Annotated in this window: 22 protein-coding genes; 7 read left to right on the top strand and 15 right to left on the bottom strand. The window is 37.6% G+C overall.

Annotated features, from left to right (window positions below):
• Positions 1-14 precede the first annotated feature (14 nt).
• The 3 genes from HZF24_RS06210 to HZF24_RS18930 all read right to left on the bottom strand — a co-directional run bounded on the left by HZF24_RS06210 (position 15) and on the right by HZF24_RS18930 (position 3,881).
• Positions 15-2,153 carry a M56 family metallopeptidase gene (locus HZF24_RS06210; RefSeq protein ID WP_179237429.1) on the bottom strand — a complete coding sequence of 713 codons (2,139 nt, stop codon included), beginning with the start codon at positions 2,151-2,153 and terminating at the stop codon, positions 15-17.
• A gap of 2 nt (positions 2,154-2,155) precedes the next feature.
• Positions 2,156-2,512, bottom strand: a complete 357-nt coding sequence (locus tag HZF24_RS06205; RefSeq protein ID WP_179237428.1) for a BlaI/MecI/CopY family transcriptional regulator — start codon at positions 2,510-2,512, stop codon at positions 2,156-2,158.
• Between the two features lie 202 nt (positions 2,513-2,714).
• Positions 2,715-3,881: a GNAT family N-acetyltransferase gene (locus HZF24_RS18930; RefSeq protein WP_246345971.1), complete on the bottom strand. Its 1,167-nt coding sequence runs from the start codon at positions 3,879-3,881 to the stop codon at positions 2,715-2,717.
• Positions 3,882-4,081: 200 nt separating this feature from the next.
• On the opposite strand from HZF24_RS18930, the gene HZF24_RS06190 reads away from it, so the two are divergent.
• Genes HZF24_RS06190 through HZF24_RS06180 form a run of 3 tightly spaced genes read left to right on the top strand, consistent with a single transcriptional unit; the run spans position 4,082 to position 6,031 of the window.
• A complete protein-coding gene (locus HZF24_RS06190; protein WP_179237427.1) occupies positions 4,082-4,459 on the top strand; it encodes a GntR family transcriptional regulator in 378 nt (125 codons plus the stop codon).
• Complete coding sequence (locus tag HZF24_RS06185; protein ID WP_179237426.1) at positions 4,456-5,343, top strand: ATP-binding cassette domain-containing protein; 888 nt, start codon at positions 4,456-4,458, stop codon at positions 5,341-5,343. The genes HZF24_RS06190 and HZF24_RS06185 overlap by 4 nt, the downstream gene beginning before the upstream one ends.
• Positions 5,330-6,031 carry a hypothetical protein gene (locus tag HZF24_RS06180; protein ID WP_179237425.1) on the top strand — a complete coding sequence of 234 codons (702 nt, stop codon included), beginning with the start codon at positions 5,330-5,332 and terminating at the stop codon, positions 6,029-6,031. Before HZF24_RS06185 ends, HZF24_RS06180 begins: the two co-directional genes overlap by 14 nt.
• A 252-nt stretch (positions 6,032-6,283) precedes the next feature.
• Here the strand turns inward: HZF24_RS06180 and HZF24_RS06175 are convergent, their stop codons facing one another.
• Together HZF24_RS06175 and HZF24_RS06170 are read right to left on the bottom strand one after the other, a co-directional pair.
• Positions 6,284-7,246 (bottom strand): hypothetical protein, encoded by a 963-nt coding sequence (locus HZF24_RS06175; protein WP_179237424.1) that lies wholly within the window; start codon positions 7,244-7,246, stop codon positions 6,284-6,286.
• Positions 7,247-7,321: 75 nt separating this feature from the next.
• Positions 7,322-7,681 (bottom strand): BlaI/MecI/CopY family transcriptional regulator, encoded by a 360-nt coding sequence (locus HZF24_RS06170; RefSeq protein ID WP_179237423.1) that lies wholly within the window; start codon positions 7,679-7,681, stop codon positions 7,322-7,324.
• A gap of 238 nt (positions 7,682-7,919) precedes the next feature.
• Between HZF24_RS06170 and HZF24_RS06165 the strand changes: the two genes are divergently transcribed.
• A complete protein-coding gene (locus HZF24_RS06165) occupies positions 7,920-8,303 on the top strand; it encodes a DUF2089 domain-containing protein (RefSeq protein ID WP_179237422.1) in 384 nt (127 codons plus the stop codon).
• Between the two features lie 18 nt (positions 8,304-8,321).
• Positions 8,322-8,768, top strand: coding sequence for an SHOCT-like domain-containing protein (locus HZF24_RS06160; protein WP_179237421.1), 447 nt, complete (start codon positions 8,322-8,324; stop codon positions 8,766-8,768).
• A gap of 20 nt (positions 8,769-8,788) precedes the next feature.
• Here HZF24_RS06160 and HZF24_RS06155 read toward each other — a convergent pair whose 3' ends face one another.
• The 3 genes from HZF24_RS06155 to HZF24_RS06145 are packed head-to-tail and all read right to left on the bottom strand — an operon-like array spanning position 8,789 to position 13,481.
• Complete coding sequence (locus HZF24_RS06155; RefSeq protein WP_179237420.1) at positions 8,789-9,502, bottom strand: LytR/AlgR family response regulator transcription factor; 714 nt, start codon at positions 9,500-9,502, stop codon at positions 8,789-8,791.
• Positions 9,499-11,385 carry a GHKL domain-containing protein gene (locus tag HZF24_RS06150; protein WP_179237419.1) on the bottom strand — a complete coding sequence of 629 codons (1,887 nt, stop codon included), beginning with the start codon at positions 11,383-11,385 and terminating at the stop codon, positions 9,499-9,501. Before HZF24_RS06150 ends, HZF24_RS06155 begins: the two co-directional genes overlap by 4 nt.
• Positions 11,382-13,481: a hypothetical protein gene (locus HZF24_RS06145; RefSeq protein WP_179237418.1), complete on the bottom strand. Its 2,100-nt coding sequence runs from the start codon at positions 13,479-13,481 to the stop codon at positions 11,382-11,384. Before HZF24_RS06145 ends, HZF24_RS06150 begins: the two co-directional genes overlap by 4 nt.
• Positions 13,482-13,646: 165 nt before the next feature.
• Here HZF24_RS06145 and HZF24_RS06140 point away from each other — a divergent pair, with 165 nt between their 5' ends.
• Positions 13,647-17,720 carry an S-layer homology domain-containing protein gene (locus tag HZF24_RS06140; RefSeq protein ID WP_179237417.1) on the top strand — a complete coding sequence of 1,358 codons (4,074 nt, stop codon included), beginning with the start codon at positions 13,647-13,649 and terminating at the stop codon, positions 17,718-17,720.
• 119 nt (positions 17,721-17,839) lie between these two features.
• On the opposite strand, the gene HZF24_RS06135 is transcribed toward HZF24_RS06140, so the two are convergent.
• From HZF24_RS06135 to HZF24_RS06110, 6 genes are all read right to left on the bottom strand, one after another.
• Complete coding sequence (locus tag HZF24_RS06135; RefSeq protein ID WP_179237416.1) at positions 17,840-18,634, bottom strand: M55 family metallopeptidase; 795 nt, start codon at positions 18,632-18,634, stop codon at positions 17,840-17,842.
• 17 nt (positions 18,635-18,651) lie between these two features.
• Positions 18,652-19,833 (bottom strand): M20 metallopeptidase family protein, encoded by a 1,182-nt coding sequence (locus HZF24_RS06130; RefSeq protein ID WP_179237415.1) that lies wholly within the window; start codon positions 19,831-19,833, stop codon positions 18,652-18,654.
• Between the two features lie 6 nt (positions 19,834-19,839).
• The gene (gene alr, locus HZF24_RS06125; RefSeq protein ID WP_179237414.1) at positions 19,840-20,988 is read right to left on the bottom strand and encodes an alanine racemase; all 1,149 of its coding nucleotides are present in this window, start codon (positions 20,986-20,988) and stop codon (positions 19,840-19,842) included.
• 52 nt (positions 20,989-21,040) lie between these two features.
• Positions 21,041-22,000 carry a S66 peptidase family protein gene (locus HZF24_RS06120; RefSeq protein ID WP_179237413.1) on the bottom strand — a complete coding sequence of 320 codons (960 nt, stop codon included), beginning with the start codon at positions 21,998-22,000 and terminating at the stop codon, positions 21,041-21,043.
• Between the two features lie 79 nt (positions 22,001-22,079).
• Positions 22,080-23,099, bottom strand: a complete 1,020-nt coding sequence (locus HZF24_RS06115) for an LCP family protein (protein WP_179237412.1) — start codon at positions 23,097-23,099, stop codon at positions 22,080-22,082.
• Between the two features lie 19 nt (positions 23,100-23,118).
• Positions 23,119-24,087 carry an LCP family protein gene (locus HZF24_RS06110; RefSeq protein WP_179237411.1) on the bottom strand — a complete coding sequence of 323 codons (969 nt, stop codon included), beginning with the start codon at positions 24,085-24,087 and terminating at the stop codon, positions 23,119-23,121.
• A gap of 430 nt (positions 24,088-24,517) precedes the next feature.
• Between HZF24_RS06110 and HZF24_RS06105 the strand changes: the two genes are divergently transcribed.
• Positions 24,518-24,718, top strand: coding sequence for a cold-shock protein (locus HZF24_RS06105; protein ID WP_179237410.1), 201 nt, complete (start codon positions 24,518-24,520; stop codon positions 24,716-24,718).
• 148 nt (positions 24,719-24,866) lie between these two features.
• On the opposite strand, the gene rbsK is transcribed toward HZF24_RS06105, so the two are convergent.
• Positions 24,867-25,736 carry a ribokinase gene (gene rbsK, locus HZF24_RS06100; RefSeq protein WP_179237409.1) on the bottom strand — a complete coding sequence of 290 codons (870 nt, stop codon included), beginning with the start codon at positions 25,734-25,736 and terminating at the stop codon, positions 24,867-24,869.
• Between the last annotated feature and the right edge of the window lie 6 nt (positions 25,737-25,742).

Genomic DNA, 25,742 nt, shown 5'->3' with positions numbered 1-25,742 from the left:
AAAAATCAATATTACTATCTGATAATATAATCCGACATTTCTGTCTCCTGCCAGTCGACACCGTTAGGAGAAAAATTGTGATACAAGGTTATATTGTCATTTTCGTCAATTACAGCTTTGAGATAAAAATTCATATCCTTAGGCTGTAAGTACTCATTATACAACTGTTGATAGCTGCCGTCACCTTTTTCCTTGGCTTCTTTGATGTATTCAACGGTATCCGGATCTCGGTCATAATTTTTGTGTACTATGGTATAATTAAAAACTGCTTCAATATTTCCGTCTTTGTTTTCTTCTGCATAGTTATAGATTATAAAATCTAACAACTCATAATATGGAGAAAAAACAGCTTTAGACTCTTCCTCTAAATATGCACTTATTTTATCACGGCTTGTTTTATCGACTATTTCCATAACTTCAATATTCGTTATTATTAAATTCTCATCATATTCAACTACGGCAATAAAAGGAAACGCCGCCGGCGACATTTGCCCGGGAACTTTTACAACAATTCTGTCGTTTACAATTTCATAATTTATAATAGAACCAAACGAAACCTTGTCAAGCCAAACGCCTGCGTATGATTTGTCATAGCTTTTCTCAATTGAATTTCCGTTCCATTTTATTTCTACACTGACTATATCCCCATTAATTGTGATTGATGAAGATACAGTTTTATTTATGGCTTCCAAAGGATCTTCTATATTAATTTCAGACAAATCTTCTGAATTTAATATATGTATATCCTGAACCTGTACACCTGTGCCATAGCCGGTAGTCAACAATATTATAATTTCATCCTTGGTATCATTATCCACATCGGCGATATATTTAACCGGAGCATATGTGGGATTAGTCACATTTTTCCATGAAAAGGTCTTTTCAATTTCTCCGGATTTTACAGTAACCTTTTCATACATTCCGGTAGATTTATTTTCTTTGCTCAAATGAATTGATACATCTTCTGTTACATCCTTTTCAAAAACATACCACTCATTATCTATAAGAACAACTATGTTATCTTCAAAATGTGCGTATTTAGCACCTGTAAATCCAAAGTTGGCCTGACCCTCTTCTGAAGGTTTTTCAGATGGGCTGACAGAGGATTTCACTTCTCCTATGATTGCACTTTCATCAATTTCAGCAGGAACACTCCTTCCCGTATCCAAGTATAACTCACCGTTAACCATTATCATGGGACGCAAGGCATCGAGTCTTGCTTCTGTTTTCGGATTGGATATGAGAGCTGCAATAATTATAATAACAGCTATAACCGCAGCTGCCAGAACCCATACTGCCGGCTTTTTATATTTTAAAATATTTTTAATCCTGCTCTTAGTATTATTTTCGCCGAAAGCAAGAGGACATCCACTCACTATTTTCCTGCCTGTGGACATGAAAAGAAGAGAGGATGAATATTCCTTCTTAATATTGTTTCCTAATTGCTTTACTACATTTTCATCACAGGACAACTCCAGGTCCTCACCCATAAGACAGAACGCAATCCATGCAAGAGGATTAAACCAATGAATACATGTAACTAAAAAGAAAATAGGTTTTACAATATGATCGAGACGTTTTATGTGGGTCTGCTCATGCAGCAGCACATATATTTTTTCATTTTTCGAAAGCTGATTTGGAAGATATATCTTTGGATTAATTATACCAAAAACAAAAGGCGTTTTAAGTCCGTCCAGAATGTATATATTATCTTCTGTATGAACTGCCCCGTTTATATTTCTATATAATTTTACGGTAGTAAAGATACTGTAAAAAAGTAGTATGACCATCCCTGTGATCCATATTATTTCTCCGACAGCAAGCCATGCCTGCATGGGATTAATACTTGCCGCCTGATCAACAGGCGCAGGCAACAGATTGTTTACCACACTGTCAACTGAGGATATACCGCTGCTTATTTCAGGATTGGGTGAATAAGCAATATCCTGAGGTATGCGCACATCCTTGGGAATCAGGCTCAGTACACTTTCAAATGAAAATGGAATCACCAATCTGAACAATACTGCAAACCACAATACATAAGAAAATACCTTAGGAAGCCTTTTTAAAAACAATCTCAGCACTATTACAAAAGCAATTGCATAGCTTGCGGTAACGCTCATGTTAATTATATACAAAAATAATCCATCCATGGCTAATCCTCTTTATGCTCTTCGATAAGTCTCTGAAGCTCAGAGATTTCTTTACTGCTTAGCTTTTTATGCCTTGTAAAAGCTGCTAAGAATCTCGGGAAGGAACCGTTAAATCCTTCATCTACTATTTGCTTGCTTTGCTCTGCATAAAATTCCTCCTTAGTAAGTAAGGATTCAACTATTCCTTTATTGTTTATAAAAATCTCTTTAATTTCAAGCTTTTTCAACATCGTATACGTGGTTGATTTTTTCCAGTTCAGTTCTTCTTTGCATATCTGAACCAATTTAGGCGATGTCACCGGTTCATTAGCCCAAATTATTTCCGCAAGCTTCTGCTCTGCATCAGTAAATCTTTTCATAACAGCCTCCTATAGTCTATATTTTTTAGACTATGTTTAGTTTATGATTCGTAGACTGATTTGTCAAGACTTTTTTATTTTCATTTGTGTTATCTGCTACTGTATTGCGAATGTTTGAGCAACACTTTGATAAAAGTGTACATAAATTTAGTAGTGTTATATTCAATTAACCTCCAAAATAAAGCCTCCGATTTTTTCTGTGTCAATCCCATTGTCCCGGGAATTTTAATTTTTGCAGCTTGGGAAATCTTTTATTGAATTCTTCTACTTCTTCCTTCGGAAGATTATCAAAAACCTCTGAATAGTGAAATTTTCCTTTTATTCCTTTCAAACTGCCTTCCGCTAATTCAATTGCCATAAATGCATCGAAGTTCCTGCCGTCAGAGGTTGTAATATTAAAATTATCACATGTTTTAAATCCTATTCCGGGATAGTAATCAGGTTCTCCGAATATTACTATACCTTTATACCCTTTGTTTGCGGCTAAGCTCATTGTTTCTCTCAATAGCATCTCTCCCACTCCGTATCCCTGCCATTTCGGCTCTACGCAAAGAGGTCCGAAGGTTATAATTCCATGTGTATCTTCTCCGTCAACAATTCTTGACTTCGTATACATTATGCATCCTACCACCTGCCCATTCTTTACTGCTATTCTGCTTAATTCGGGAAGGTAATCTTCATGATGACGTATTTTATGTACAAGGTAATGCTCATCACAACCAAGATGATGTTTATTCCAGAATGCGCGCTGTGTCATTAATTCTGCATCATACCAATCATCTTCAGTTTCCATTCTTATTTCTATATCTTTATCATTTAATTTTTTCTTTTCTTCTTGAAGCCATCCGAATTCTAATCTTACCTCTTTTCTTTCCAAGTCGTTATTCTTGTAGCAGCAAGTGTCCATACCGATTAAGATAAAGCCCTCATGCAAATAAAAATCTATTGCATTTGCGTTGCAGGATTGTGTTTCCAATATAACAGCTCTCCGTCTTTCTCTCCTTGCCTGCTCTTTGGCAATTTCTATTAAGGTGTGGCCGATTCCGTGCTTCTGATATCTTTCTGATACCCAAAGTTCTGTAATCCTTATACGATTTGACCATAATTCCTGATCTGTTTCCATTGCGGCAATTAATTCATCGTTTGCTATTACTCCCCAGGCATATGCATTCTCCCAATGATCTTCATATAACTTACCTGAAATATCACGAGATAAGAGCTCCGTAAATTTTTTCTTTTCCATCTCAACAGAGAAACCGTTATATGTTTTATTTACACTAACATCATAATACTTATCTGTTGTATATTTTATGGGTATTACAGTTCCTTTCCATTTTTCTTTTGGCAAATGTATAATTTCGTAATCCATATCTTTTATCCCCGCTCTCAATTAATTTATGATATTATATCCATCTTTTGCCTATATTCTACCATATGACTTTTTCTATGGCTACGAAAAAAAAAGCTGCTTGTCCGCAAATCTTTTTATTGACTCGGAAACACTTTTGTGATATGGTTATATACATAAGTGTATAACCATATAACTGCTCTTAAAAAGGAGTGATCACTATGAACAACAGCTTTAATAATGACAAACCTATTTTTATTCAGATACGTGAAATAATTGAAGACCAGATAGTTAACGGGCTTCTTTCAGAGGAAGAACAGGCACCATCGACTAACCAATTAGTAAGTTTCTATAAAATAAATCACGCAACTGTTGCAAAAGGTATAAATCAGCTTGTTGATGAAGGAATATTGTATAAAAAACGCGGTATAGGAATGTTTGTATCAAAAGGCGCAAAGGATAAGCTTAGGGATAAACGAAGAAAGGCTTTTTCGGATGAATATGTTGTACCTCTGGTTCAGGAAGCATCTAAGCTGGGTATATCGTCAAACGAAATAATTAATTTGATCAATCAGGTGAAAGGAAGTGGTAATCAATGACCTACAATATTGAAGTAAATAATCTGTCTTTAAAATATAAAAATTTTGAAGCATTAAAGGATGTATCATTTAAGCTTGAAGATGGGAAAATATATGGTTTGTTAGGGAGAAACGGCGCAGGCAAGACATCTCTTTTATCAATTCTTGCTTCATACAGACAGCAGACTGCCGGAAGTGTAAAAATTGCGGGAGCAGCTCCTTATGAAAACGCAGAAATAAATCAGAATATATCTTTTCATTTTCAGACAAATTATGAAGAAGAAACAGAAAAAGTAAAAAATATGCTGTCCATGGTTGAAGAGTACAGACCTAATTACGATGCAGAATATGCAAAATATTTGGTAGAGCTTTTTAAGCTGCCAATGAATAAAAATGTCAATAAGCTTTCAAAAGGAATGCAATCCGCCTTGGAGGTAATTATGGGATTAGCAAGCCGTTCTCCGATTACAATCTTTGACGAGTCATATCTGAGTATGGACGCACCCACAAGGGTAAAATTTTATAACGAGCTGTTAAAAGATCAGGAAAATCATCCGCGTATTTTTATATTATCAACTCACTTAGTATCCGAAATGGATTATTTATTTGATGAGGTTTTAATACTTGACAACGGCAAATTACTGCTGCATGAAGATTATGAAACCTTGATTTCAAGAGGTATGTCTATAACGGGTAATGCAACGGATGTTGATGAGTTTGTTAAAGGAAGAAGAATACTTAGCTCGCAACAGCTTGGAAAAACAAAATCTGTTATGATTTATGAAGAAAGGACAGAAAAAATTGAAAATGCGGCTGATAGCTTAGGATTAGAAATAGGTCCAATTTCACTTCAGGATTTATTTATTCATTTGACAGAAACGGAGGATTCACATGAAAGCAAATAGTGTTATGAAAGTTGCAAGGGATATTTACATCGAGCAGATGAAGTGGTCTCTTTGGTTTATAGGTATAATGATGGCTGTATATGTCGGATTGAGCATAGCCCATTCTTATATTGATTTTAGTTCTGCAAATAATCTGTTTCTGTTTTCTGCCGGATCATCCATGATATACATGTTTGTTATAGGTATTATTGCCGGAGCCACATTTCTGCCACAGCTTATTAAGCTTGGAATAACCAGAAAAACATGCGTTTACAGCATGGCCGTTGCTGCACTATATTTATCCGTCTCATTACCGTTAATATTCAGCTTGCTTGCTTTGATTGAAGCCTTATTTTCAGGGTTGTTTCAATTTAGTATTGCGTCCTTTGCGCTGTACGTTTTTAGTATATTTGTGATGTATCTCCTTGGATGGATAATAAATATCGGATTTTATAAATTCAACTGGATGATAGGTTTGGTTTTTATCGCTTTTGCTATTTTTATAGACTATATTTATGCGTTAATCTGGAGCGGAAGCATTGTTGCTCTTTATAATTTGGATATGCTCTTCACAGAAACATTTGAAACTGTTGTACGATATTCAAATTCATCATTCTTAATCTCATCCGTACAGACATTATTATTAATAGCAATTATGCTGATAATAATCAGGTTGTTAACCAAAAATATGCCTGTAAAAATAAAGTAAGAATTTATTGCAATTTATTTTAAAAACGCATGTAATTTCAATTACATGCGTTCAGATTGATGACAAAGTCATCAAGATGATAGGCTGTTGAAAAAGTTCATCCTGCAAGGCGATGGAAGACGGGCAACCGGAGCGTATTTAGACATACGTGAGGATTGACCGGCTGAACATCAACGAAGCAGGGGGACTTTTTCAGCAGCCTCAACGCATGTAATTTCAATTACATGCATTCCTGTATTATTAAGAGCTTATCTATTCAGCTGGCAATATACTGAAACGAACAACATATACCGGCTCACCGTTATTGTAAAACATTACTATATTGTGTTCCCGTTCTGCATTTAATTCATCCTTGCTAAGCGAAGTCATTTCTACAAATACATCCACACTGCCTGTAGCATCAAATAATACAGCGCTTAAATATTTATCCTTGTTGGGTATAAAATAGCTTGAAATAGGATTAATTAATTCTTCGGGGACGCTTTTATTTTCTTTAATGTTTTTTAAATATCCCTTTATAGCGAAATGCTTCGTAAAATAATCTAATTCGTTCTCATTAAGAATGTCTTCTTTTGCTGTCTCCTCCATTTCAGCTACAGTGTTGTTACATATTTTAATATTTTCAATTTCAGCAGTATTTTTCCATGCTTCATTTGTTGAGCTTAAAAAGTCTTCATATATTTCATCCGGCATAATCATCATGTATATGGTTGTTGCTACCTGCTGAACACTTTTGCTTACTCTCAGATGATCATTACCTATCCTTTTGCTCCAATATGCTCCCTTATTGTAATTCTCTTCTTTGAAATAATATTCAAGCAATTTGCCCAATTCTTTATCTAATCCTTTTTTATTACCGTAGAATATCCCAGCCAGCTCAAATTGCTTTGACAATTCATTATGAAAAAAGTCGTGAACTTCATCAGATGTCAATCTACTCGGCAAATACCATGACATATTTAAAACCTTGTATCCGTCTCTTACCTGAGCATCAATACCAAACGTAATATTTCTGTCATTGGTTAAGGTCACCATATTCCTTGTATCATCAATTGTACTAAAGTCACTGATATACATATTAATTCCCTGCTCTTCCAACACGCTTTCTATATCTTCACTTGTCAAAGGGAATTGATATTGTTGAAGGCTCACGGGATTTGTGCTCAACAGAACAGTTATACCAACTACAATAATTACCGATGCCGCTAAAATCATTTGTGACGGTTTCTTGTAGCTTAAGATGTTTTTTATTCTTGTCTTAACATTTTAATACAGTCAAAAACAAACTACTCATTTAGAAGCCTCCTCAATCATTTTTTTGATTTCTTCGGCCTCTTTTTTAGAAATTTTTTTATCCTTTAAAAATGCAGCGATAAATGTGGGGAGAGAATTATCAAATGACTTTTCTAACAATATTTCGCTTTCGTATTTTTGAACATGTTCCTTTTTTATCAGTGCTGTTACTATAGCATTCTCGTTTTTTAAAATACCTCTTACGGCTAATTTACGAATCATGGTATACGTAGTAGATTTTTTCCATCCAAGCTTTTTAAAACATATTTTAGTCAATTCAGTTGAATTAACAGGTTCCGATTCCCAAATGATATCTAAAAATTTATATTCCGCGTCAAACAGTTTAAATTCTTCCATTTTATTCACCTCCAAGGTCTATTGGAATAAATCTTTATTATTAAGTTTATCATGATAGACCTGTCTTGTCAAGTGTAGAACCTCAAGATGACAATAAACAGTCAAGGTTTTTATAAAACAATATTAATAATTTTAATTTACGAATTAATAATATTAATATTAATATTAATTATTTTAATTTTATTGTTGACATTTTATAAAAATAAGTATATATTGTTTATAAAAGGATGGTGAGGAAATGAAGTATAAAGCACCAAGCAGATGTCCCGTATGCGGTAATAAACTTTCAGTTACAAAATTATGCTGTCACAAATGTTCTACTTCGATTGAGGGAGATTTCCAGCCATGCGAGTTTTGCAGCCTGCCGGAAGAAGATCTTGACTTTGTCAAAGTATTCATCAAATGCCGCGGAAGTATTAAAGATGTGGAAAGAGAGTTAGGTATTTCATACCCGACGGTTCGAAGCAAACTGGATGCCGTAATAAAAAGCTTGGGATTCGAAGTCAAGGAACCAATTAAAGAAAACGAAAATAAGAAAGCAGAAAAAACTGCTATACTTGACCAGTTATCAAAAGGAGAATTATCCCCCAAAGAAGCAACCGAAAGAATAAAAAATCTATAATTAATCGGAGGTCCAAAAATGGATGAACAAAAAAGAATATTGGAAATGATTGAAAAAGGTCAAATTACTGCCGCAGAAGGAATGGAACTGTTAAGTGCACTAAACTCGTCAGGTGAACCAGAACAGGAAAAAAATGATTTAATACCATATGATTCTGTAAAACGCACTTATAAATTCCTTAAAATACGGATTACATCAGATAATAATTCAGTAAATGTCAAGGTTAATATTCCTATACGTTTATTGACTGTTCTTGGCGGAATAGCCGGTAAAATGACTAACATGGTACCTAAGGATGCTCGCGAAGAATTGGAAAACCAAGGTATAGACATAACAAGTATTGACTTTGCCAAAATTATTGAAGAATTGATGAGCGGAACACTAGATGACCCAAGCATAGTAGATATTGAGGCATGGGATGAAGAACACAATACAACGGTAAAAGTAAAAATATATGCCGAATAACAGTCATAGTGTCTATTCTGTTATCCCATCATTTTTGCACGAAAAAATTCCTTAAAAGCTTTTTTTGCGGCAGCATGACAGCTTTTGCTTATGGGAACCTTCGCACCGCTTTCCATCACAAAATCCTGATTCAGCATATCCGCAACATGAAGTAAATTTACAATAAAGCTGCGGTGACAACGCACAAAAGGGAAGCCGTTCAATTGTCCGGCAATTTTATCCATGGAAGAGTTAGTCTTAATTTCTTCAGTCGCAGTTTGAAAAACACAGGCTCTCTTTTGGGACTCCACATAAAAAATATCCCGTAGTCTAAGACGGACCGATTGACGGTTTTCCATTATTTCAATGACTTTAGCATACTGATTAACATGTTCATGGCAACGTGCCATCCCCTGCGTAAGATTAGTCTGCTCGACCGGCTTTACAATATAATACGCTGCGTTTACCTTGTAGCTGGCTATACCATGCTCGAGGCTTGCAGTGGTCAGAATAATTGCCACATCCTTGTCCGTTTCCCGAATCTGTTCAGCAACCTCCATACCGGTCATTCCGTTCATATATATATCCTGAAAAATAATCTGATATTTACCCGGCTCAAATGCCGAAAGGAGCGCTTCACCACTTTCAAAGGTGTCAATATCCGCATCAAGGGAATTGGTATAAAGGTATTCCTTCAGCAATTCGTGCAGATGTACAACATCGCCTTTAATATCGTCACAAATTGCAATCCTCATGATGTTTCCTCCCTCACCGATAAAATGATTTCACTGTGAAATACATTATTTTCATCTGCATAAAACTCTGCACTGCCGTCATAGTGCCTGCAAATCGCACGCACAGAATTAATTCCAATTCCTTCGCCACCCTTTAGCTTCCTTGAAAAGAAGCGGTCGTATTTTACCTTTAAAATGCCATCAAACGAATTTTCTACAAATATACCAATACGTGAAAGCACCAGCCGGATACGTACAGCAATATGACGTTTTTCCGCCGGAAGCTTTGAAGTTGCCTCAAGGGAATTTTCAAGCAGATTGCTGAGAATTACACAAAAATCCACATCATTTATCATAATTGTTTCCGGTATGGACACTTTTATATCCATGGGTGTACTATGCTGCTGTGCAAGAGCCGCATACTTTCTCAAAATCATATCCGCTACGTAATGATTACAGTAAGAAATATTGTTTTGCTGTAAATACTTGGTTTCATATTTGTTTAAATATTCCGTTAATTTATTGGTATCACTTTGTGCAAGCTCACGAAGCATGAGCATATGATGCCGCAGGTCGTGACGGGCAGCTCTCGCTTCCTCTTCTTTTTGCAGAAGAACAGGATAATAAGCTCGCTGCGTTTCCAACAGGTGATTCACACTTTCAACCCGCTCCTCTAATGCAAGGCGCATATGAAACTCCCTTGCTATTTCCTTTGCCATCACAACACCTGTAAGCGCCACCATTACTCCGCCTGCAAGCTCAGTAAACCAGCCGAAACGGATCGGCTCAAACACAGGAAATATTCTGTCCATAACAAGAGCACATCCAAATATAACCTCCCCTGTCAAAATCGTTTTACTGTGAACGGCACCTTGGTAAACACCGTATGCGGCTGATAAAATCAAAAACGTTCCGGAAATCCATGTGTATATATTTATAAGCACAGAATAAGCAAGCATCAGCTTGAGACTGCCCCCTAAAAAATATGGCATAAGCAGTGACCAGCAGCAGGTAAAAACTCCAAAAGAGACAAGCCCCGAATAGAACAACCTATATTTTTCGGGCAGGTTGATGATACGCTCCTGAATCAGCATAAACAGCAAAAGCATCATGCAGTAAGCGGTAATTTCCACAGTATAAAAATTCATACCCCCATAGAACAATGTTTTTACCACCGGATGGCAGATATAAATTGCAAAACAAGCGCACAGCGCCGCATATAGCAAGGGAATATTTCTCTGACTTTTTTTAGTCAGCACCCAAATACCTAAGTATAGTCCGCCTATACACAAAGCTATAGCAACTGCCATTGCCCGCAAACCAAAACGCATATTTATAAGGCTGATTACGGCGGCTGACTCACCGAAGGCGGGCGGATATACCACACCGCTGTAAAAGTGGCTGTAGTCTGAAACAGCAATGATAATTTCAATTTTATCCGATCCGTGAACCGTCACAAAGCTGTTTCCTGTCTGCGGCTCATAGTTTTCGGGATCGGGATTTCCCATTTGTGCCATCAGCAACCCGTTAATATACAATTTATATGCTGAATAAATCTCCGGCAGCTCAAGTGTATAGCTTTTTTCTCCGGGAGGCAGAGCAAGGTTTATACGGTATGTGGCGCTTCCGTGTGGATTTCTGTCCACTTCACCGCCAATATGACCCTCAAAGCCGCCATATTGACCGATAAAAACAATCTCATCCGGTCGGTGATTCCCAATATCTGACGGAACAAGCAGCTTGCCACGGTATATTTCCCAGCCATGTATCAGATAAATGAAATCCGGCTTTTCTCTTGCCGTATACTTATTATCAAACCTATAGCATAACAGAAAAATACCCGCTGAAATCAAAATGACAACTGATAAAAAAGCCGTGATACTTGATATTTTTCGTATTTTCATTGCCTCTTCACCTGTTTTTGCCTGAAAACAAAATATGCTGCAGCTGCCGCAAGGCTAATGCCGCCAACAATGACAAGGGGCATATTACTGTCTGAATATGGAGGTATGTCGGCAGCCTCATCCGGAGATTTCATATGCGTATTCTCATCCTTAGCTGCGGATTCAGCTTCATTTATCACAATGTGATATTCTTCTGCAGCAATGGCCGGAGCTTCGTCAAGCGATACATCGGGTAATGTCTGAATCATATCCGGTGTGTCGGAAAAAGAACTGACGGGTGCTGCGTCCTTGTATGTGTCATCTGTGTCATCATTATCTGTATGCATAGTATTCGTATCATGTGCATCCTTGTAGGATTCCTCCTCCGTTTGCAAAATTATGGGAAGTAATATCGTATTATCATGCAGCTCCGCCGCTGCCTCCGTTATTAGCTTTACGCTTTGCATAAGCTTTGGCAGGATGATTATAATATCGCCGCCCTTCTTTGGCTCTGATGCTGTGTCTGAAGCTTGTTTGGGAGTTGTTTCAGGTCTATGTGAAGGTTTTTTAGGTGCTGCCGGAGGCTTGACCTCACCGCGGTCACCACCGTTGCGGTCGCCTCCTTCCATAGGTTCCAACAATACTTCACCGTCCCATGTAAGGCGCAGTATTTCTGATTCTCCAACCCCTGTCACTTCCCAAACCAGCCAGACAGGCTGTTCTGACGGTTCGTAAAAGGTTATTCTTATAGCATCCGAAAATAATTTGAAGGGTGTTTCATCCGTGCAGTCATACCAACTCTCTCCTTCGTCATCCGAGCGCCACAATTTCAAGCTGTTTTCAGCACTGCCGGGCACGTACAGGTAATCTACAAAGTAGGCATTAAAGGCAAATACTGCGCTGTCAAACACAGGTATGCTCATATTCCTTACTTCCGCGGTAAAGAGAGGGACACTCTCATCAATCAGACCAAACGAGCTTAAATATCCATTAAGCTCAATGGGGATGTAATATATTCCTTCAGTGCTTGTATCAATTTGCGAGGACAGAAGGTTGTAGTCAAGCAAGACTTCTATGTCTTCATATCCGTCAGCACTTAAAACAGCGTGGCTCATCCACCCTTCCCGCAAATATTCAGATTCTTCAGCACCTATATTAAGCCTAATATTATTGTTGTCCATTTTCATCACACTGCGCCGTATTTCGGTTATATTTTCTCTTCCCGTTTCCGGTAAAATACAGGTATCGGCAATAACTTCGGGTGCATCAGCTGCTATTTGTGCTTCAATAATACATAACAGCAAGGAAACATCGCAGCCGGACACTATGCCCGTCTCTGCTCTGATAATCCACCGCTCCGCTTCAATCGGAATTTCAGACTCAACCGCCGTACCATCCATGGCGGTAATTTCAAGATGAGAACTTGACTGAGAATATCTGCTTCCTTCACGAAAAACAAGTGCACACCCGTTTTCTCCCGTCGCTGTGATTTTGGACAAGACATCATAGGAAATGTTTATCAGCTCAAATTTACCTCCGCTTTTTACCTCAATGACCGGCTGTGATATACCGGTACCTGATATGTTAACATGGTATGACAGCGTTAAATTTCCTTCAATAATAATGCCGTAATCACCGGTATGTATGCAGACAGTATCACCAAAACCCCTTAAATGGATCTCCTCGCCCTTCGGCACAATGATATCCGCACCAAGGGTTACTTCGCCGGAGCTATTCTCACGAAACCAGTCCTTTAATTCCTCAAAGCTGTATATATAACCCTCCTGTTTCTCAATGTCTTCAATATCTTCAACGTCTTCAATACTTTCCGTATCTTTCTCTTTTAGGACAGGGGGTTCTTTTTTTTCCGTATCGTTTTCATATGATTCATCTGCAGCACCGGATTTCGGATCCTCATCTTCGTCAAAGATATCTCCATTTTCCACTTCATACTCGACGGACTCAATATCTTTGGTCTCCTGTTCCGAAGCGTAAGCAATATCCATAGGGAGGAATAGATAAAATATCATGCATAGCAAAAGCAGGATTGAATAAATTCTGTTTAGCACGGTATCACCTCTTTCCAGCATTTTATCATTAATTGCAGCTTTTTTCAATATGCTTGTTCATTGTTTTTCAAAATCACTTATTGCACCTTTTGTTACATTTCACGCCGACTTATTACACTTCTATTGATTTGCATGAAAAGTTTATGTAAAATTGAAGTGTCCGATCTCGCAGGAAAACGAGGTCGGACGATTTTGTTAAGGAGTGATATATTTATGAAAATTTTTACGAAAAATTTATGTAAGGCAAGCGCATGGAAAAAATTTTTAAGCGGCCTGTTGGCGGTTTGCATTATTGTAACCGGATTCCCCATTACAGCATCAGCAGCAATTACTCATGAAAATGATTGGATGTTGTACGGAAAAAATGATGTTCTTCCGACAACACAGTCAATATTACTGAACAAGTTAGTTAGAAATGGTACTTTTACCGCAAGGTGGGATGAGCTTATCAAAGCTCTAATCCGGCACCAGCAGAATGATTCCATTCAATTTAATAGTTGGTGGAACGACTACATGGATATTACAATTCCCAGATTTGGGGGACAAGAACATAATTACTATATCGGTGAAAGTGCAAGAGATGCATTTGACCTTGCCAGCGCTCCCGTGCTCTCATATGTAAGAGATAACGTCGGCAGCTATAGCCAAAGAAACAATTGGCTGAATAATATCGATAATTTTGCTAATTTTCTCCCTGCAACCACCGGACCGGTGCTTGCACAGTATGAAAATACTTCTTGGAGATGGAGCAAACTTTTATCAAATAGCTATGTAGTATATGCCGGATTCACTGTGCAGCTTTTCTATGATTTCAAAATTGAACCGCTGCAGGAAGAGTTTGAGACACCTTCTTTTAATGTCGGGGATACTCTTGAATCCCTGAACAGCAAGGGTATTAATGTTGTGGAAGGAGTAGGAACCGACTCTTATGTAGTCACCGCTGAAAACAAAAATGATTTTTCAAACACAGTGAGCAAGACATATCAGTATTCCAAAAGTACGGAAACCTCTACAGAGCTTGTTTCAGAATACACAGAGGGTTGGCAGAAGGAAACAACGCTGAGTGTGGGAATGAATATTCCTCTTGTTTCAAAAATATCGATTGAACCAAAGGTTGAGCAGAAAACGACATTTAACTACTCCCTTTCCAAGGTATCAACAAGCACAGAAAAAGAGGCTGTAAGCCAATCTGTTGAAGATAAAATACAGGTTGACCTGCCGGCGCATACCGCAATTGATATAGCTGTAAATACATCCGATACAACCACCGAAATTCCTTATACAGGCGTAGGACGTATTTCTTATAAAACAATGATTCTCTACGGAGTTATTGTCGCTCCCGAAACCACCGGGCAATCAGGTCTTAATCCGGACGAGGGTCATTTCAGATATGGCAGAATCACATTCGGAAATGATGACCACGACGCTATGGGGCATTTGGATGTAAAAATAGAGAACGGAAAATCAGGCTTTACTACCGGAGCAGATCAGGTAGATAATGTTGATTATGCGGCTTTTGTAGCAAATAACGCTTACCTTAATCCTGCAAATATTCTGCTTTCCGGTCAGCCCAAGACACCGTATAAAGGTAATTTTTACTATACTACCAAGAATACCGTATTGAACCCTTCTAAGGTAGTTCCTATATATGCAGCAAAAACCTTTGAATTGAGTACAGATAAAATCACATTGTACAAGGGACAGTCTGCATCGGCAAACACTGTTTCGGTCACTGCAAAGAATGAGTACGGTGTTCCTTATTATGGGTTTAACCAGCGTCTCGACGGAAAATGGAAAATTATTGATGAATCAGGGAATGAGAATTCTAACTATGCCGAAATTCAAAGGGACTATAACCAGAATCCTGTCATAGTTGCAAAAAATGCCACAACCGGAACCGCTATATTTCTTCAGTACCAGCCTGATACCGATAAATTCGAAAAGATTGATGAGCATTATGTGTCGCAAAGGATATTGCTCGATATTAAAGAGCACGAAACAGCCAATGTGCAAATCGGAGGTGAATTTACACCTTTAATTTTGAATGACGGAGCAAACACGACAAATACAGCTTCCTTAGATGTGAAAATCAAAACAGAGGACAGCCAATCATGGATTGATGTCCCGAGCTCCAAAAATATCGCATGGTATACCGATGATGCTTTTGGCATTAACGTATCAGAAAACGGCAGCATCAATTTTTCCCGTGCAGGCACATATCAGATATATGCAACGGTAGACGGAAAAGAGTCAAACCGCATAGCGCTGACTGTATTGCCGGCACGAGCACTGCAATCTCTTTCATTAACGGGAAGCATCGGCGCCATGTATCAGAACGGTACACCTGACAGCTTTGACCTGTCACATCTTACCATAAAGGGATACGACGGCTATGACAATATCAGCTTTAACTCGTCAGACGTTGATTGGTATATAACTAATGACTCTATAGCATCAGTGCATGGTAATACACTGACCGCAACAGATGCCGGAAATGCTCACATATATGCAAAAATAGGAAACATCTACAGCAACTACCTTCTGTTTGAGGTAAAGGATGAGCCTGTGCTTTCATCAATATCCATCGAAGGAAATATACCTGTAATGCACTACGATGATACATTGGGTAATATTTACGATTTAGGGGTGTTGAATATAACAGCGTCAGACCAGCATGGAAACAGCTGGACCGATCTCAGCGGACTGGCGTGGAAATGTGATAACAGCAATGTACGGATTAACGGAACCATGATAGAAATAAATGCTCCGGGTGAATATATGATATATGCTAAGATAGGAGATGTAGTTTCCAATACGCTTAAATGCATTGTTGAGCCTCATTATTTTAATGGAAGTATTGAAGTTACAGGTAGCCTTACAGCTTATGCAGACTCATCGCTAATTGATTTAGACAACCATGATACCTTACAGGCAATTGCCTTCGATGAAACAGGAAAGGAAGTATCTCTGTCGTTTACCTGGGAGGCAAGGGAGCTGCCCGTCAGAGGTATAAATATTACAAACAATCTTCTATCGTTTGCAAAAGAGGGTACTTTTCATATCCGTGCCCGTAGTGGAAATACTTACTCAGAATGGATTGAAATACATGCAATTCCTGCTCCTGTATTAAATAAATTAACAATCACAGATAATACAAGACCTTCTATATTGCTGAATGACTTTTCAGAAGATCCGATTGAAATGAATTTAGGCATGTTGACTGTTTCGGGTGTTGATCAATATAATAATAGCTGGATTGACTTAGGCGGATTAGAATGGAAATGTGATGACAGCAATGTGCAAATCAACGGAAGAATTCTGAAAATTTTAAAGCCCGGCAATTATAAGATATATGCCCGGATAGGAAGTGTTGTTTCAAATAAGCTATCCTGCATTTTAAAAGAAAAAACTAATACTTCAGGTGGAGGAGGATCTGCTTCACCCGGAGGTGGTAGTGGTGGCTTCATCAGCGCTGACATATATACTGTCAAATTTGATACAAACGGTGGAATAAGCATAGACAGCCAGACAGTAACAGCCGGCGAAAGTGCAGGCAAACCTGCGCCTCCCACAAAGGAAGGCTTTACATTTATCGGCTGGTATATAGACAGGGATTTGACAAAACCATACAACTTCAGTTCTGCTGTCACTGAAAATATTACTCTTTACGCAAATTGGAAGAAAAATGACACTTCTGATATTGAGGTCTTATGGCAGAATCCATTTACTGATATAAGCGAGAATGATTGGTTCATCAATGATGTGAAATATGTGTATGTCAAAGGCCTGTTCAATGGCACCGGCGATACTGAGTTCAGCCCTGACAGCTCCATAACCAGAGCTATGCTTGTAACTGCTCTATGGCGCGAAGCAGGAAATCTCAAAGCAAATAAAAACACAGAGTTTGCCGATGTAGATGAAAATGCATATTATCATAATGCAGTCGGTTGGGCTTATGAAAACGGTATAATTTCAGGAATCGGCAACAATATGTTTTCTCCGTCCGGCAACATGAGCCGTGAGCAAATGGCGACGATTTTATGGCGGTACGCAAAACATATAGGCATTGATGTATCAGAAGGTGAAAATACAAGTATTTTATTCTTCAATGACGCAGATAATATTTCAGAATACGCGCTACATGCTATGCAATGGGCTTATGGAGAGGGTATAGTGAACGGCAGACCGAACGGACTTTTAGACCCGCATGGCAGCGCGACGAGAGCTGAGGTTGCAGCAATGCTCCATCGTTTCTTAGAAAGTTTGAATCAAATAAAAAGCATGTAATTTCAAAGCTCATGCTATGTTAAAATCGTCCGTTCACGCATAAACGAGAACGGACGATTTTTTACTGTATTTTCAGTACTACTACTGCATATCGACAGGAAAACCTGTCCCTTAATGAGTTACATTATAAACATTCTTGTTGTTGCTAATTCTTTTACGCTGTTTGCGGTAAATTTTACTGTGTGTGCATCAATTTGTGTTACTCCGGGATAATAGGATGCATGTTTTGCATTTTTATGTTCCTTGTAGTTTATTTCCACCTCAAATTTTTCAGGAATTTGAAGTTTACAAGCGGATATATGCTTCAAGCCGTTTTTAACTCCCTCTTTTATAAGCTCACACGAAAGTTCCGGATTAATACTTATTGTAGCTCCACCAACACCTTCTTTAACTGCAACCGTTTCAATCCCTTTGTTGAATTCCTTCACCTTTTCGCATAGCATTTTGTCGCCGCTCAAGAACACTACCGGTACTCCGTAATCTGCCGCTAAATAAGAATTTAAAACAAATTCCGAAGCATAATCTCCGTTAACCTTTATATAATTGATATTTGTATTCATGGTGTGAGCCAATGGGTTTCCGTCAGTCCCTGAGGCAGTGTGATACCCTATGAATATTGCAGCGTCAAAGTCTTCGTCTATGCCTGCAACCATAGAATCAGGGCAGTTAGTCCACCCACGGCTCAGTTTGGCGCATTTCGGAAGTTTTGTTATATCGATATTTCTTGCAGAATCATGTGCGTCCTTAATAAATATTTCCTTTGCTCCCATAGCAATTGCACCTTCACATGCCGCAACTGTTTCCTTTGTCATTTGATCTGCAAATTGTTTATAATCATGGTTACCTAATGTTGTTTCACTCCATGATGTCACTCCTGTTATACCCTCAATATCTACGCTTATAAATATTTTCATTTTTCCCTCCTTATTTTTCAGCGACCAAATAATGATAATATATTTTCTACTTGCAACAATACTCCTGTTTTTAAGCATTCTTCATCTATGTCAAATGTATCTGTGTGTATTAACGAAGTAATACCCTTTTCTTTGTTACCGCATCCCAAGTGGAAAAATGCTCCCTTAGCTTCATCAGAAAAATATGAGAAATCCTCTGCTCCCAAGCTCGGAAATTCCTTAAATACTATATTATCCTTACCGAGAAGCTTTTCAGCATTTTCTTTTACTACGTCAACAACCTCATCATTATTTATCAATGCCTGATATCCGTCATAGAAATCCACCGTGCTATGACCACCATATGCATTTGCTGTATTTGTAACTATTTCTTTGATTCTCTGTTTAACGTAGTTTCTTGTATCATCATCTAGAGCTCTTAAAGTACCTGTAATTTTAACTTCATCAGCTATAACATTGTCTTTTACACCGCCTGATATTCTTCCCAACGATATTACCACAGAATTAAGAGGTGAAATATTTCTGCTTACAACAGTCTGCAATGAAGTTATAACACTTCCTGCCATGGCAATAGCATCTATGCCTTTGTCGGGATAAGCTCCGTGCGCTGACGCTCCATTTAATGTAATTTTAATTGAATCCGTTGATGCATTGAGCTTGCCGTATTTCAGTTCAACCATTCCCGCCTCGATATATGGCATTACATGTAATCCTAAAACATAGTCAACGGTGGGATTTAACATGCAGCCTTCCTCAACCATCCTTTTAGCTCCGCCTATGGTTTCTTCAGCAGGTTGAAAAAATAGCTTTACATTACCGTTTATTGAATCTTCTGAATCAGCCATTTCTTTCATTATTCTAGCTATCCCGAGGAGTATGGTTGTGTGTGCGTCGTGACCGCAGGCGTGCATAGCTCCGACCCTTAATGAACAGTAAGAATGGTTGTTCTCTTCATTTATAGGTAAAGCATCTATGTCGGCTCTGATACCGACTGTCTTTCCCGAACCTTTCCCATTTATCAGACCTACCACACCCGTTTCTGCGCACACATAATTTTCAATTCCCCATTCATTTAAATAGTCCTGTATTTTTTTCTGAGTTCTGAATTCCTGCTGACTAAGCTCGGGGTTCATGTGAAAATCCCTTCTGATATGTACCAATTCATCGAATATTTCCGTAACTCTTTTATTTATATCCATAGATAGCTACTCCTGTAATAAATAATTTAATACTTTTACAACCTTGCCGCCCTTTATGTAAACTCTCGGCGTCCTTCTTGAAAGCCTGCAAAGTATTTCATTTTTATTTGTATTTAATAAATCCGCCATACCCTGAATGTCTATTGTATTGTCAGTTCCATCACCGTAGATTATTACTTCATCTCCAACTTTCGCTTCAGGTATGTCTGTTAAATCCACCATACATTGATCCATATTTATTACGCCTATAATCTGAGCTTTTTTGCCGTGAATTGTAACGAAGCTGTCTCTTATACGAGGATAACCGTCGGCATAGCCCATAGGCAGAGTTCCTACCGATGTTTTTTTAGTTGCCTTCCACCTGTAGCCATAGCTGACACCTTCGCCCGGTTGAAGCTCCTTAATCTGGTATATTTTTGTTTTAAATTTTAAAGCAGTCTTCATAATCACCGAATCGTCTTCATATGATTTCATACCATAAATAATTGCACCCGGTCTTATCATAGTCAATCTGTATTCGGGATAATCTATTGCTGAAATACTGTCGCAAATATGTTTGTATTTGAAGGTCTTCTCTTTTTCCTCTATTTTACCTACAGCATTTAAAAATCTTTCGTATTGCTTATCATCTTCTTCTCTGTTTGTTAATGCAAGATGTGAGAAAATGCCCTCAACATCTATGTTTTTCAAGTTGAAAATTTTAACTATTTCATCTATGCTTTCCTGACTATCCTTATATCCGATACGATTCATACCTGTGTCGTATTTAATATGAACTTTAGAAATTGTATTGTATTTAATGCTTAAATCATTGATTAGGACAGCTTGTCTTAAGGAAAATATCGTCTGAGTTATATTGTTTTTTACCACATATTCCAAATATTCATCAGGAGTGTATCCCATGATGAATATTTTATAATCGCTGTAATAGTTTCTTAACTCTAATGCTTCTGTTAATGTAGCAACTGCCAGCATGTCCGCGCCGTTTTCCATAATAGTGGGAGCTATGGCTACAGCCCCATGACCATACGCATTTGCCTTTACCACTGCTGCTATGGATACATCCTTTCCTACTATTTCTTTTAGCTTCCTGACATTATAGCCAATGTTGTCCAAGTTTATTTCTGCGTATGTGTCGCGCAATAACGGTTCCATTTGTTACCTCCATTATATGAGATTAATTGTAAGTCCCGGAACAAAAAGGGAACTAACATGTTCCGCTTTCCATAAATATTATTTTATTATTATAAGCGTCTAACTTGACGTGAGTGCCAAGCGGAATTGTTGGCTGGGGGAAATTGTGTCCGGCCCTGAAGTTACCTATAATAGGTTTATTGAAAGGTACTACCGTATTATTAATTACCTCTTCTAAGGTTAAATCCAGACCGCCTTCATACGCTTTTTCTTCTCTGTTGCAGTTAGTAAATGTCCCGAATATAACGGCTTCGCAATCTTTAAACTTTCCTGCCAAGCTTAAGGATGTAAGCATTCTGTCTATTTTATATATGGGCTCTCCGATTTCTTCTATAAAAATAATTTTACCTCTTGCATCAAGCTCATATTCCGAGCCCAAGGTTGATACTAAAAGCGTCAAGTTTCCGCCTGTGATCAGCCCTTCAGCCGTACCGTCATTGTAACTGATGAGTTCTTCCCCGGGAGGATTTATATAAAGTCCTACAGGTTCATTGGTAAAAATATTTTTTGACAAGCTGTTGTATGTATACGATTCAAAGCTTACATTGTCGTTTTTAATCTTAGCAAAATTGGATGTAGCCATGGGTCCGTGAAATGTAACCATGTCGCACATCTGATTAAAGGCAACGTGCAGTGATGTTATATCACTGAATCCCATAAACACCTTGGGGTTTTTCTTAATCATTTCATAATCAAGCATATTTAATATGCGAGGTGTTCCGTATCCTCCGCGAAGACATATTATACCTTTTATACTGTCATCCCTGAAGCTGTCGTTTATATCCTTTGCCCTCTCTTCATCTTTTGCGGACAAATGACCGTAATTAGTATAGCATGTCGGAAACATAACGGGGTTTAGCCCCAAGCTTCTTAGCTTCAGTTCCCCGCTTTCTACCGATTTTAAATCTGTTGCCGAAGAGGGTGCCACTACAGCAACCTTATCTCCGAAATTTAATTTTTTTGGTTTATTCATAATTTCCCCCTTAATAGGTATGGGGACACACCTTCCCTTTATGGTTACCCTTTGCGGGTTGAAGGAATGTCCCCGTTTATTATTCGTTGGCATGTGCCACACTATCATCTTCATTACTTGCATCCTCTGAATTTGCAGTCAAATTCACATTATACATATCATAAACCAGTTCTGTTATTTTCTCACCGTCAGCTAAATAAAAGGAATATTTGCCAAGCATCCTGTCAGTACCGGGAAGTGTGATGGTTTCTAAATTTTCTGTTGAAAATCCTATTACATCCTTGGTCAAACCCAGCATATCACTTAAAGTCAAGTCTGTCTTAACATGGGGATACACTGCACTTATTACACTCGGAAGTTTTAAGCTCAATGATTTTTTTACGGCAGCCTTTATGAACTGCTGCTGTGTCTGAACTCTGCCAAGGTCACCGTTGGGATAGCTCCTGTATCCATCAATATTTGATTTTCTGAATCTTAACAGTTCCAATGCTTTATCACCCTTAATAAGCTGTTTGCCGGCAGGAACATTAATAACAAATCCATGTGGAGGGTTATCGTATGGGTCAATATATCTCATATGAAACGGAACTTCAAACTCAACTCCTCCTACTGCGTTCACGGCAGCCTTAAGTCCATCATATTCAATTGTGACATAATTGTCGATAGGAATTCCCGTCAATTCCTCAACTGCTTTCATCAAAGCATGAATTCCTTCCTTTTCCATACCGTATACAGCGTTAATTTTCTGCACGTCTGAATATTTTTCATATCCCTCTCTGTAGTAATATGTATCTCTCGGAATCGATATGACGTTTGCTTCCTTCGTTTTTCTGTCATAGCTTGCCAGCATTATTGTATCTGATCTCGGACCTTCCAGTCCAACCAACAGAACATTTATTCTTTTACTGTCCTTCATTGCTTTTTCTAAAGGAGTTTGAGCCGAATCATCATCCTCATCTTCTGAATTATCTTCTTCACCGATTATGATGTCATCGGGATCTATGGGTGATAAATATTTAGTATAAGTATATATTCCTGTTGTTGCCACTAAGGAAAATATTATAAATGAAAATATAAATATTTTAAAAAACTGTTTCATTTTTAGTTTCCGCCTTTAATCAATTGTTTTGTGGTTTGTTTTCTGTCGTACTGTACATATTTAATACCATTTCGGCTATATCTTCATTATCCGGTAAATAAAATGACAAACCTTCTAATGGTGCTTCTTTTCCGGGCAGGGTATGCATACTTATATTATCTGTTGAAAATCCTATTAAGCTGCCGGCTAAGCTGACTAAATCAGTTACATTTAAATTAGTATCTATATACGAATATGCTTCTCTTATAAGAGATGGGAGCTCAAATCCCAGAGCTTTCTTGGCTGCTGATTTTATAAACTGCTGCTGTGCCTCAATTCTGCCCAAGTCTTGATTGCTGTATCCTTTCCTGTATCTTAAGAATTTTAAAGACTGCTCGCCATCAAGCAGCTGCCTGCCTTCAGGTATATCTATATATAGCGGTGGCTTATCATATGGGTCTGAATATACCATATGGAACGGAACATCCACCTCAACACCGCCTAATTTATCTACGCATGAAATTACTGCTTCATAATCTATAATTACATATTTGTCGATAGGTATTCCAAGCAATTTCTGAACAGATGCGGTCAAGCTTTCTATTCCTTCCTGAGAATAAACAGCATTAATCTTTTTAAATTCTGCTTCATCATCTGTATTTCTCGGATAATATGTATCTCTCGGTACAGATATTAAATCCGCATCTTTACTTTCCGTATCATAGCTTGCAACCATTATAGTATCTGTTCTCATATGTTCAAGTCCAACTACGAGAACATTAAATCGTTTACTGTTTTTAGCAAGCTTGCCAACGGTCGTGCTGTAATCAAACGTACTTGACTCATATATACTTGACGTGCTTATTGTTTTATTTGTTTCTCTTATTTGAATTTTTCCAATAACCATGTCCTTATCGACAAAAACAATATATCCTAAAGCAGTCACACTCAATACAACCGTAAGAAAAATAACCGATGCAAAAAATATCTTAAAAAAATGCTTTATCATATGTTCCCCTAAATATTAATTTTGCCATATTAATGTTTCAATTATACTCAGTTCATTATATCATATCTGAGCCGAGTGCAGCGCAAGCTCGCTTGCATTGCCGAGGCGATGGTATGATATATGTATTATATCAAAGCATTAAATTAATTTCAAATATTTATTAATACTAATTCAAACTAAATATATTCCCGGAAGATAATCGGCATTAGTGATAAATTGCGCATATCATGTCAAAACACTAATATTTATGCACATAATTTTCTGCAGAAAAACATTTTCTTTTTTTCTTATTGTCTAAACTATGCTTTAAATTCTAAGCATATCTTAATTATGAAAATTATTTATCATTTTTTTAATAAATATGTATTGCATTTTTAATGGAAAACTGTTACAATACAGATATCTTTTTTAATATCGGAGGATTTTTTTAATGAAAACAGGCACAGTTAAATGGTTTGATTCAAAAAAAGGTTTTGGTTTTATATCTTGCGATGATGGCAAAGATGTATTCGTACATTTCTCTGCAATAACTTCAGATGGATTCAAAACTCTTGAAGAAGGCCAAAAAGTAAACTTTGATATAGTTGATGGTCAAAAAGGACCTCAAGCTAACAATGTTACTTTAGCATAATATTTGTTTACGAAATAATATTTAATATAGATATTGCAATAATTATATTAAGATATTTCAAAAGACATGAAAAAGAACTATTCGCATAGTTCTTTTTCATTTTATATGTACTTTTTTATTTTTAATACTTCTTTTTAGTTTTTCCTTCCTAACCCAATTGTTCCAAGGTAGGCATTCCGCTTTGCGCACCCAATTTAGTTATTGAGAGACCGGCTGCCTTGTTTGCAAATCTGATTGCTTCTTCTAAGCTTTCACCTCTTACAAGAGCTGACCCGAGGCTTCCGCAAAATGTGTCTCCTGCCCCTGTCGTATCAACAACTTCAACCTCATAAGAAGGTATAAGTTTGATTTCTTGTCCATCAAAATATTTTACTCCCTTCGAACCCATTGTAACTATAAGCTTATTGGGATACTGCTCCAATATTTCATCTGTACTATTTTCACCAAACAACAGCTTAAGCTCGTGTTCATTCGGAGTTATATAAGTTGCTTTACTGATAATATTGCCGTTTAGTTTTGCAGCAGGTGCCGGATTCAAAAGAACCTTGACATTATTTTCACTGCACAGACTTAATGTATATTCAACGGTGCTTAAAGGTACCTCAAGCTGCATTAAAACCATATCTGCTGATTTTATTACATCCTTGTATTTATCTATAATATCCTCTGTAAGATAAGTATTAGCCCCCGCTATCACTATAATGCTGTTGTCATTTTCCGCAACAACTATATTGGCTACACCGGTACTGACATCATTTAATATCTCAACACAATCCGTGTTTACTCCCATGGATTTAAGGTTGTTTATCGAAAATTCTCCATTTGGATCGTTACCTACACAACCAACCATGAAACTTTCAGCACCTAATTTGGCTGCTGCTACCGCCTGATTGGCACCCTTACCGCCCGGTATCAGCGAAAAAGTATTTCCAAGTACGGTTTCGCCTGCTTTTGGTCTGATATCGGAAGTAAAAACCATATCTGCATTAATTGAACCTACAACAACAATTTTTCCCATAATAAT

This window comes from Sedimentibacter hydroxybenzoicus DSM 7310, assembly GCF_013403245.1.
GTDB classification, from domain to species: Bacteria; Bacillota; Clostridia; order Tissierellales; family Sedimentibacteraceae; genus Sedimentibacter; species Sedimentibacter hydroxybenzoicus.
Note: the sequence above shows the minus strand (reverse complement) of the source record. Positions and strands in the feature narration are given on the sequence as shown.

What these genes read in the sequence shown, in the direction of transcription:
- HZF24_RS06210 (WP_179237429.1), bottom strand. Translation starts at nt 2,153, where the DNA reads ATGGATGGATTATTTTTGTATATAATTAACATGAGCGTTACCGCAAGC.
- HZF24_RS06205 (WP_179237428.1), bottom strand. Translation starts at nt 2,512, where the DNA reads ATGAAAAGATTTACTGATGCAGAGCAGAAGCTTGCGGAAATAATTTGG.
- HZF24_RS18930 (WP_246345971.1), bottom strand. Translation starts at nt 3,881, where the DNA reads ATGGATTACGAAATTATACATTTGCCAAAAGAAAAATGGAAAGGAACT.
- HZF24_RS06190 (WP_179237427.1), top strand. Translation starts at nt 4,082, where the DNA reads ATGAACAACAGCTTTAATAATGACAAACCTATTTTTATTCAGATACGT.
- HZF24_RS06185 (WP_179237426.1), top strand. Translation starts at nt 4,456, where the DNA reads ATGACCTACAATATTGAAGTAAATAATCTGTCTTTAAAATATAAAAAT.
- HZF24_RS06180 (WP_179237425.1), top strand. Translation starts at nt 5,330, where the DNA reads ATGAAAGCAAATAGTGTTATGAAAGTTGCAAGGGATATTTACATCGAG.
- HZF24_RS06175 (WP_179237424.1), bottom strand. Translation starts at nt 7,246, where the DNA reads ATGATTTTAGCGGCATCGGTAATTATTGTAGTTGGTATAACTGTTCTG.
- HZF24_RS06170 (WP_179237423.1), bottom strand. Translation starts at nt 7,681, where the DNA reads ATGGAAGAATTTAAACTGTTTGACGCGGAATATAAATTTTTAGATATC.
- HZF24_RS06165 (WP_179237422.1), top strand. Translation starts at nt 7,920, where the DNA reads ATGAAGTATAAAGCACCAAGCAGATGTCCCGTATGCGGTAATAAACTT.
- HZF24_RS06160 (WP_179237421.1), top strand. Translation starts at nt 8,322, where the DNA reads ATGGATGAACAAAAAAGAATATTGGAAATGATTGAAAAAGGTCAAATT.
- HZF24_RS06155 (WP_179237420.1), bottom strand. Translation starts at nt 9,502, where the DNA reads ATGAGGATTGCAATTTGTGACGATATTAAAGGCGATGTTGTACATCTG.
- HZF24_RS06150 (WP_179237419.1), bottom strand. Translation starts at nt 11,385, where the DNA reads ATGAAAATACGAAAAATATCAAGTATCACGGCTTTTTTATCAGTTGTC.
- HZF24_RS06140 (WP_179237417.1), top strand. Translation starts at nt 13,647, where the DNA reads ATGAAAATTTTTACGAAAAATTTATGTAAGGCAAGCGCATGGAAAAAA.
- HZF24_RS06135 (WP_179237416.1), bottom strand. Translation starts at nt 18,634, where the DNA reads ATGAAAATATTTATAAGCGTAGATATTGAGGGTATAACAGGAGTGACA.
- HZF24_RS06130 (WP_179237415.1), bottom strand. Translation starts at nt 19,833, where the DNA reads ATGGATATAAATAAAAGAGTTACGGAAATATTCGATGAATTGGTACAT.
- alr (WP_179237414.1), bottom strand. Translation starts at nt 20,988, where the DNA reads ATGGAACCGTTATTGCGCGACACATACGCAGAAATAAACTTGGACAAC.
- HZF24_RS06120 (WP_179237413.1), bottom strand. Translation starts at nt 22,000, where the DNA reads ATGAATAAACCAAAAAAATTAAATTTCGGAGATAAGGTTGCTGTAGTG.
- HZF24_RS06115 (WP_179237412.1), bottom strand. Translation starts at nt 23,099, where the DNA reads ATGAAACAGTTTTTTAAAATATTTATATTTTCATTTATAATATTTTCC.
- HZF24_RS06110 (WP_179237411.1), bottom strand. Translation starts at nt 24,087, where the DNA reads ATGATAAAGCATTTTTTTAAGATATTTTTTGCATCGGTTATTTTTCTT.
- HZF24_RS06105 (WP_179237410.1), top strand. Translation starts at nt 24,518, where the DNA reads ATGAAAACAGGCACAGTTAAATGGTTTGATTCAAAAAAAGGTTTTGGT.
- rbsK (WP_179237409.1), bottom strand. Translation starts at nt 25,736, where the DNA reads ATGGGAAAAATTGTTGTTGTAGGTTCAATTAATGCAGATATGGTTTTT.